10 protein-coding genes are annotated in these 8,827 nt (G+C 51.5%); 8 read left to right on the top strand and 2 right to left on the bottom strand.

Features of this window, described 5'->3' with window-relative positions:
• From Q0231_RS00230 to Q0231_RS00200, 7 genes are all read left to right on the top strand, one after another.
• On the top strand, positions 1-1,029 hold a 1,029-nt coding region (locus Q0231_RS00230; protein ID WP_299343558.1), incomplete at its 5' end, for an ABC transporter ATP-binding protein.
• A gap of 201 nt (positions 1,030-1,230) precedes the next feature.
• The gene (locus Q0231_RS00225) at positions 1,231-1,470 is read left to right on the top strand and encodes a YdcH family protein (RefSeq protein ID WP_299343556.1); all 240 of its coding nucleotides are present in this window, start codon (positions 1,231-1,233) and stop codon (positions 1,468-1,470) included.
• A 151-nt stretch (positions 1,471-1,621) separates the two neighbouring features.
• On the top strand, positions 1,622-1,870 hold the full coding sequence (locus tag Q0231_RS00220; RefSeq protein WP_269392615.1) for a peptidase: 249 nt from the start codon (positions 1,622-1,624) through the stop codon (positions 1,868-1,870).
• Positions 1,871-1,885: 15 nt separating this feature from the next.
• Positions 1,886-2,248 carry a helix-turn-helix domain-containing protein gene (locus Q0231_RS00215; protein ID WP_299343554.1) on the top strand — a complete coding sequence of 121 codons (363 nt, stop codon included), beginning with the start codon at positions 1,886-1,888 and terminating at the stop codon, positions 2,246-2,248.
• Between the two features lie 204 nt (positions 2,249-2,452).
• Positions 2,453-3,811, top strand: a complete 1,359-nt coding sequence (locus Q0231_RS00210) for a diguanylate cyclase (protein WP_299343552.1) — start codon at positions 2,453-2,455, stop codon at positions 3,809-3,811.
• An 83-nt stretch (positions 3,812-3,894) separates the two neighbouring features.
• Entirely contained in the window at positions 3,895-4,449 is a 555-nt protein-coding gene (locus tag Q0231_RS00205; RefSeq protein WP_269392618.1) for a hemerythrin domain-containing protein, read from the top strand.
• Positions 4,450-4,518: 69 nt separating this feature from the next.
• Positions 4,519-4,932 carry a hypothetical protein gene (locus Q0231_RS00200; protein ID WP_269392619.1) on the top strand — a complete coding sequence of 138 codons (414 nt, stop codon included), beginning with the start codon at positions 4,519-4,521 and terminating at the stop codon, positions 4,930-4,932.
• A 132-nt stretch (positions 4,933-5,064) separates the two neighbouring features.
• Here Q0231_RS00200 and Q0231_RS00195 read toward each other — a convergent pair whose 3' ends face one another.
• Together Q0231_RS00195 and Q0231_RS00190 are read right to left on the bottom strand one after the other, a co-directional pair.
• On the bottom strand, positions 5,065-6,066 hold the full coding sequence (locus Q0231_RS00195; protein ID WP_269392620.1) for an ABC transporter ATP-binding protein: 1,002 nt from the start codon (positions 6,064-6,066) through the stop codon (positions 5,065-5,067).
• Between the two features lie 23 nt (positions 6,067-6,089).
• Positions 6,090-7,757 (bottom strand): alpha-glucosidase family protein, encoded by a 1,668-nt coding sequence (locus Q0231_RS00190; protein ID WP_299343547.1) that lies wholly within the window; start codon positions 7,755-7,757, stop codon positions 6,090-6,092.
• A gap of 218 nt (positions 7,758-7,975) precedes the next feature.
• Here Q0231_RS00190 and Q0231_RS00185 point away from each other — a divergent pair, with 218 nt between their 5' ends.
• On the top strand, positions 7,976-8,785 hold the full coding sequence (locus Q0231_RS00185; protein ID WP_299343545.1) for a LacI family DNA-binding transcriptional regulator: 810 nt from the start codon (positions 7,976-7,978) through the stop codon (positions 8,783-8,785).
• Positions 8,786-8,827 lie beyond the last annotated feature (42 nt).

The following is an 8,827-nucleotide window of genomic DNA, read 5'->3' as shown; positions in this document are numbered from 1 at the left end:
CGCGACCTGATCCGTGAACGCAACATGAGCAGTATTCTGATCACCCATGACCTTGGACTTGCGGCACAATATTGCGACCGGATCGTTGTGATGAAGGATGGAGTCATCGTGGAACAGGGCGATCCGGTGCAGATCTTTGCCCAGCCCACGCATGGCTATACGCGCAAACTCGTGGATGCCACTCCGCGCGCTGGCGAAAGTATTCGCAGTTTGCTTCCCGCCGAAGACCGCCAGGATATGCCCGACCACGTGATACACGAGGCCGCTTTGTTGGACGTGCGCAATCTGGTCAAAACCTATCAAGGCAAATCCGGCCCGGTGCACGCGGTCAACGACATTTCGTTTCAGATCAAAAAGGGGCAAAGCGTCGGCCTTGTGGGCGAAAGCGGATGCGGAAAATCGACCACTTCGGAAATACTTGTGCGATTGATGGATGCCACAGACGGCGAAATCCTCTTCGATGGTCAGGACATCGCCAAAATCCCGGCGCATGGCTTTGCCAGGAACGGGCTGCGCTCCGACATTCAGATGGTGTTCCAAGACGCCACCGACAGCCTGAACCCCCGGCATACCTCCCGCCAAACCATTGCGGAGCCGCTCAGGCAATTGGGCAAGCTTCGTGGTCAAAAGTTGGCAGCGCGGATCGATGAACTCGCGACGCTTGTGGGATTGCCGCTCCCGCTCTTGGATCGCTTCCCGCATCAATTGTCTGGAGGGCAAAAGGCCCGAGTGGGCATCGCGCGCGCCATTGCGCTAGAGCCGCGATTTCTGATCCTTGATGAACCCACGGCAGCGTTGGATGTGTCCATTCAGGCTGTAGTTCTTAACCTATTGGTCGATCTGCGCGCCAAACTGGGCATGAGCTATCTGTTCGTCAGCCACGACCTAGACGTGGTCCGCGCTGTGGCTGATCGGGTGTTGGTGATGGACAAAGGTGAGATTGTTGAGCAGGGCGACGTGGACACGGTATTTGATGCGCCAAAGGCGAGGATTACCCAACAACTGTTGGGGGCACGGTTGGGGGTTTAGCAGCAACAATTGCTGTGACGCTACAATGGGCACCTCCAACCGGCGGCGTCAGAAAGAACGACCCGCACCATTTGACCCACATCAAAACCAGCCATTGCAAGCGGGTGTAGCCTTTGTTTGAACGGTTCGGGAAGCAGTTTTTCGCGCCACCTAAACGAAGCGAAATGCTTCGTTCTTGATCGCAGGCTAAAGGATAGGCTTATGTCTCACACCCCACACGAGTTACACGAAGAATTCCCCGAGTTTTCGGCACGTATTCACGAGCTAAAAACAGGCGACGCGCATTTCGGCAAACTGTTTGACGCCTATCATGAGGTAAACCGCTCGGTCCACCGGGCTGAAACAGATGTTGAACCCACTGATGACACCAACCTAGAAGAAATGCGCAAGCAACGCATGGTGTTAAAAGATGAAATCTACGCTTTGCTGAAAGCTGAGTGAACAGCACTCCCTTTTCACCGGCCACAAAGCGCAAGCCAATTTGTTGGCTTCAACCCGCAACAACTTAAATTGCGTTGCGGGCCGCGCTTTGGTAGAAGGACAAATCAGATCGCCGGGTTCACGGCGCTGATTTTCGGGAAATTCCAAAAAAATGAAACTTTCGACACCAGTTGACGTCGAACAAATGCTGAAGTGGCTCGCCCTCGGCTTGGGTCTTTGCAGCACAATTTCCATCGTGCAAGGCTGGCAGTTGGCTGCAATGCTGTTTGGCCTGCCCTTCTGTCTGATCTGGATATATTGCGGCTGGCTGCGTACCGAACGACAACTAAAATACATAAACATCATATTCTCAGCACTCTACATTTATGGGATCGCTCGGTATTTTGTTTTGGGTGTTTGAGGGCTGGTCTTCGTTTTGATGACCGCAGCGCATCAATTTGCCGGTAGTCAGACCTGGATCCCCCGAAGTTTCAAACGAAGTGCAACAATTATGGATCGCGCGCCATCGAGTATATCGCGAGAAGTGAAGCGCAATAGCGCGGCAATGAATGGCTATAATCCCCGCATGGCCGATGACAAGGCACAACAAGCCTATATTTTGCAGTTTTCAGGTGATGATGAGTCTCTTGTGTTGCAACTGATGGATTACCAGGCAGAAAATCACTTTGCGACATTGCGCGTATTGCGGCACATCAGCGACGATGGCGAAACATTGCAGGTGGGTATTTTACATATCGCTGGCAAACCGGCGATGGCTGTCGTTTGCGAAGGACCATAAGAGTGCATTTTTGGGGGAACAAACGATTTGCTATTCTCTTGAAGAAGATGAGCATTATTGTCCAATTTAAAACGTATTATGCCCAGTGTCATCGCCCCGGCGTAACCGCGAATACATGGCACTCAAATAATAGTTACTTTTTCGGCTTGCACTTAACGCAATGTTAGCTAGGCTTACACCCAATGATCGTGTTTTAAACAGTGGATGAGCGCCATTGATATCGATAGACTAGTTGGCCAAATTGCCGAGTTCGCAAGCGACGGAATTTTCGTGGCGGAACTAGTGAATGACGGCTCGTCTTTCCCCACTATTCTTTGGTGCAACAGTTCTGCCTGTGCACAATCTGGCTACAAGAGTTCAGAGCTGCGCGGGAAGCCACTCTACAGAATTATCGGCGGGCAAAAGGACGCTAAAGTTTTCGTGGAGATAGCAGATCGAATGCAACAACCCACGCCAATACAAAAACGTTTTGAGAACGTCGCAAAAGACGGTACGGGCTACCAAGTCTGCCTGTCGCTTCGGCCAGTTGAAGACAAAAAGTTCCCCAATAGATACTGGATCGGGCTGCAGCGGGACGACACAGAAAACGACAGCATGCGCAATGATCTCAAAACAGCGCGCCAAGAACTCAAACTATATAAGCGGCGGCTTTGGGATGCTATTGAAGCGCTCCCCGATGCTTTTGTTATGTATGACATCAACGACCGATTGGTGGTGTGCAACAACAAATATAAGGAGTTTTATGCGGCATCCGCGCCAGCGATTTACCCGGGTGCTTCGTTCGTGGATATTATGCGCTACGGCGTTGAAAATGGCCAATATCCTGAGGCAAAAGGCAGAGAAGAAGAATGGTTGCAAGATTGGTTTCAATGGCACCTTGATCGCAGACGGAGCTCGACGAAACCTTTGGAGCGTGAGTTGCCTGGCGACCGTCATATTCTGATCCACGATATTGAAACAGAGAACGGCGATATTGTCGGCTTGCGGACGGACGTCACAGAACTCCAGCAAAAGAAGAAAGAGCTTGAGAAGCTGACCATATCGCTGGAAAAAGCGCGAAAAGAAGCGGAAATAGCGAGTCTCACTGACCCTCTCACACGCGTTGGGAACCGTCGTGGATTAACAAGGTTTCTTGAACAGGTTGCAAAGCCGGGTAAGACCGATTTTGAAGTTGCCTTCATCCATTTCGACCTAGACCATTTCAAAGAGGTCAACGATGAGTATGGGCATGCTGCGGGCGATTTGGTGCTGTGCAAGGTCGCAGACGCTCTGCGAAAATCTACTCGATCTGAAGATTTTATTGCGCGGGTTGGCGGGGATGAATTTGTGGTCGTTTTACTATCCAAGAATGCCCAAAGAGCTGCTGAAAAAATCGCCAAACGGCTGCTCGATGATTGCAAGAGAGAAGTGCGATTTGACGATAATTTGCTAAGTTATGGCATAAGCATCGGCATAGCGGTTTCAACGAGCGGCGAGTTGGACGATTTGCAGGAACGCGCCGACAAGGCATTGTATGACGCTAAAGCGCAGGGCCGCGGCACATATGTTTGCTATGCGGCTTGATCGCTTGCCGCCACAACTTCGCCTTCTTAGTTTCGATAATCATCTTCAGTTGAATGCTTCATTCTCACACCGAAATAGACCATATGCACGATATCATTATACCCGACGACAGTACCCGGCCTGAAATCCCGCAAACCGAACTCACCGAACAACAACGCCAGCCCATGCGGCATTTGCGGGCGATACACGAGCATCATCGGCGCAATATGCGCATGATGGCAGGCATGTTAGAAGGCGTACGCAAAGGCGATACCAGCGCCAGCGAATTGCATGCCCATATCAAAGATAACCCGATTGTTGAAAATTACCGGGTGTTCGGCAATCTGTGCGGGCAGCACTGCCAATTGGTCAATGGACACCATTCGATTGAAGACGCGCATATGTTCCCAGCGCTTGAGGGAAAGAACGCTGCACTCGACAAAATTGTGCAACGGTTGCGCGAAGAGCATGAGGTTGTGCATGCGCTGCTGATTAAACTGGCGGGGGAAGCCGAAAAGCTGATCAAAGACCCGAGCGAAAGCCAGTTCGATGCCACTGTTCTGGCTCACGAACGGTTGGCGACCTTGTTGCTCTCCCACTTCGGCTATGAAGAAGACAGCGTGGGGCCAGCGCTCGGCCTGTACGACGTGGGCATTTGAGGCAAGTCATTTGCGCAATTGTCCCCGCCCCTTATAGTTTAGGTATAATTTGAGCATTGGGAGGGCATTGTGAGCAGCATTTTTGATTATTTCGATTTACAATCTGAGGAGCGCAAAAAGCAGAAAACGGCGCGGGATTTGGGTTTGCAAACCATGGTGGACACCAAGTCGCCAGGTGCACCAGAAGCGACAACGGCGCCGCAGTTCGCGCCCGTTTGGCCTCAGTATATTGCGTTGGTGTTGGGCATTGTGGCGGACCCTTTTATCAAAAACTATATCGCCACCAAAAGCTTTGGCATGGACCTTGGCGCACTTGGGCCATTGTTGGCCTTTTCAATTGTCATGGGCATCATGATTTTGCCCGGCGTTTACAAAAACAGCTTCGCGCCGGACAAACCGATTTTGGTGCAATTGGCCGCCATTTTTACCGCGGGGGTGGGTTGGCAGACGCTGTTTGAAGCGGCCGCCAAAACCGTGAGCTAGTTTTTAGCGCCGCCGTCGGCCCCTTGGACCTGCCCCGGCACCCGCATTTTTTCGCGCCGCCGTTGGCCGCTTCGCTCCCGACCCCGGCACCCCCGCCAATTGGGGAAAAGAGCCGATGTGGGGAAGAAAGGTTTAGATAGGTGCTCCGTCTGCATTGAAACGGTGCAGGCGACCTTCTTTGGCTTTAATGGCGATTTTGGTGTGGACCTTAATTGGCGCATTGCCTTCTTGGCGCACAACGAACAATTCCTCATCGCCAATATTGAGGTAAATGTAAGTGTCCGAGCCAAGGATTTCAGTGTGGACCACCTCACCTTCCCAGTCGCCGCCCGTTTCAACAATATCGAGATGTTCGGAGCGGATGCCAACGGTGGTACAGTCAAACTTAGCCGCGTGGGCGCCGGTCAAAAGATTCATTTTGGGGGACCCGATAAAGCCAGCAACAAACAGGCTTTGAGGCGCCTCATAAAGTTCCATCGGGGTGCCCACTTGTTGGACCACACCATCTTTGAGGACTACAATACGGTCGGCCATGGTCATGGCTTCCACTTGGTCATGGGTCACATAGATCATGGTGGTGCCGGGCAACTGCTCTTTGAGGCCCGCAATTTCCATGCGCATCTTTACGCGTAGCGCCGCATCAAGGTTACTCAATGGCTCGTCGAACAAAAAGACTTTTGGGTCGCGCACAATTGCGCGGCCAATGGCAACCCGCTGACGTTGCCCACCAGACAGAGCTTTGGGGAGGCGTTTAAGGTAATCGGTCAGCTGCAATTTGTCGGCTGCGGCTTCCACCTTTTGCTTGATCTCTTCTTTAGAGAACTTTTGGATTTTGAGTGCATAGGCCATATTATCAAACACAGTCATATGCGGATAAAGCGCATAAGACTGGAACACCATTGCGATGCCGCGTTTGGAGGGGGCCACATCATTGACCACCCGCCCGTCGATTTCCAAGGTGCCACCAGAAATGCTCTCGAGCCCTGAAATGGTGCGCAACAATGTGGATTTTCCGCAACCCGACGGGCCCACAAATACAATGAATTCGCCCGACTTAATGTCGAGATTAATGTCTTTAAGCACACGGACATTGCCGTATGACTTATCGAGATTGGTTATTTTAATGTCAGCCATGTTCCCTCCCCTGAAACAATGGATTAGCTGGCGTTCACGCCAAAATATGATGAAAAGCTGGGCAAAGAAAGCCGGGTGCCTTCAAGCGTTGCATTTGAGTGCCGGGCAGCGTGGTCAAAGTCCTCAAACGCCGCCAGCTCAATGGTTGCGGGTTGATCGCTCATATTGAATACACACAATATGCGTTCTTCGCCCAGTTGCCGCTCAAACGCCAAAACTTGTTCGGTGGCGTCGATGATTTTGATGTCACCCTCACGCAGCGCAGATGTTGCACGGCGAAAGGTAAGAAACTCTTGATAGTGCTTGAGCACAGAACCGTCGCCCTGGGCATCAACCGCATGGCTTTGGTGTTCAACCGGAATGGGCAGCCACGTGCGGTTGGCGGTGGTAAACCCGGCCTGCCCGCCGTCCACTTCCCAAACCATTGGCGTTCGACATCCATCGCGGCCCTTGTAGTTTGGCCAGAACTCAATACCGTAAGGATCCACAAGATCTTCAAAAGCCACTTCGGCTTCTGGCAAGGCCAATTCCTCACCTTGATAAAGACAGACAGAGCCACGCAGCGACAAAAGCACTTCGGCGGACAGTTTGGCGAAGTCACTTTGCCGATCCGGGGCAATGCCCCAACGCGAGATATGACGTTGCACATCGTGGTTGGAGAACGCCCAGCACGGCCAGCCATCGGTCAAGATGGCTTCAAGTTCTTTGATCTTTAGCGCAAAATATTTGGCGTTGAAGTCACCGCCTAGGAAATCAAAGGTATAAGCCATATGTAACTTATCCCCGCCCGAAGTATATGCGGCCATAATGTCGAGCTGGCGCTGCGCGTCGCCGATTTCACCAACGGTGGTGATATGGTCATATTCATCAAGCAACGCGCGGAGGCGCTTTAGAAAATCAATATTCTCAGGTCGGCTTTTATCATTGATATGATCTTGCCAGTTGTAAGGGTTTACCGCCGGCGCGATGGTTGCATTGATCTGATCTTTGGGCAGTGCTGGGTTGTCTGCCAAGCTTTGATTGTGAACATAAAAGTTCACCGTATCGAGCCTAAAGCCATCAACACCGCGATCAAGCCAAAAGCGAACCTCTTCCAGCAATGCGGCTGTCACATTAGCATTGTGAAAATTCAAATCGGGCTGAGAAGTCAAAAAATTGTGCAAATAATATTGGCAACGACGTGGGTCCCACGTCCAAGCGGACCCGCCGAAAATCGAAAGCCAATTGTTTGGCGGCGTGCCATCGGGCTTCGCATCTGCCCACACATACCAATCCGATTTTGGATTGTCGGGTGAGATGCGACTTTGTTTAAACCATTCATGTTCGTCCGAGGTGTGCGAAATCACCTGATCGATCATTACCTTCAGGTCCAACCGATGCGCCTTGGCCAAAAGCTTGTCAAAATCCTCCAATGTGCCAAAAATCGGGTCAACGCCGCGATAGTTGGCCACATCATACCCAAAGTCTTTCATCGGGGAGGTGAAAAAAGGCGAAAGCCATATCGCATCAACGCCCAAACCCGCCACATAATCCAAGCGGTCAGTTATACCATTCAAATCACCAATGCCGTCGCCATTGCTGTCTTGAAACGAACGTGGATAGATTTGATAGATGACCGCGCCGCGCCACCAGTCTTTTTGCTTCGTCAGTCTGACAGCGGAATGGGAATCAGGCTGTGTCATATGATTCATCAATGGTCTTTCTTGCCACTTCTTGGGGCGGTCCGGGCAAAGGTTGCCAGTTTCCACCAAGTTGAGTATCGTTGGTTATCGGGCTTCCAAAACGTTTTGGTAAACTATTTCTACCCAAGATGGATTGCTCTCGTCAACCAATTGTTGAAAGTTGATGGTGAGATTTTGCACTTACGCACGCAATACCCTACAAAATGCTGAAAAAATCGCAGGAGCTTATGCCCCAACATAATCACCCAATCGGCAACAAAGAGCAAAATCAGGTCACCATTAAAGACCTCGCGCGCAAGCTTGACTTGTCGATCACCACCATTTCGCGTGCTCTCAACGGCTATAGCGATGTTGGGGCAAAAACGCGTGACCGCGTGCAAAAAGCAGCACAAGAGATGGGATATACGCCGAACCGGAATGCACAACGATTGGTGACCCAGCGCTCCCATTCAATTGGATGGATCAAAGGCGATGGGTCGCAGCATTTTGTTGATCCGCACTTCGTGGAAGTGTTCGCTGGGGTTCTGCGCGAAGTAAAACACTATGACTATGATGTGGTATTTGCATCAGGTGCCGAAGAAGATTTGGTTTCGTTGTTTGATCGTTATGTGCGCGACCAAAGCGTTGATGGATTTATTTTGGAGTTGCCGCGCCCAAATGACAAGCGCATCACCTATTTGCTTGAATCCGGCATGCCCTTTGTGGTGCACGGGCGCGAAGAGCGTTCAGACCAATATGCATGGGTTGATATCGACAACTTTGGGATGTTTGAAACGCTGACCAAAGTGATGCTGGATGCCGGGCACAAAAAGATCGCCTTCATAAATGGCGATGAGAACTATTCGTTTGCCGTCGAGCGGCGCTTGGGCGCTGAACGAGGGTTGGAAGCGATGGGCGCAACACGTGACGCGCTGACCGAGGTCGGGAAAGATGCAGGCGTGGACGCAAGCGCGGTTGCAGGGGCTTGGGCGTCTAATGATGTTATTGACGGTTTTGAAAGTGCGGCCGGGTCTCGCACCGGTGATGATGAATTGTAGGGCACGTCTGGGTCAAATTCGCTGAAATCCTATGGCGGGGCA

The sequence above is a fragment of the uncultured Maritalea sp. genome, assembly GCF_937139385.1.
Taxonomy (GTDB): Bacteria; Pseudomonadota; Alphaproteobacteria; order Rhizobiales; family Devosiaceae; genus Maritalea; species Maritalea porphyrae_A.
Note: the sequence above shows the minus strand (reverse complement) of the source record. Positions and strands in the feature narration are given on the sequence as shown.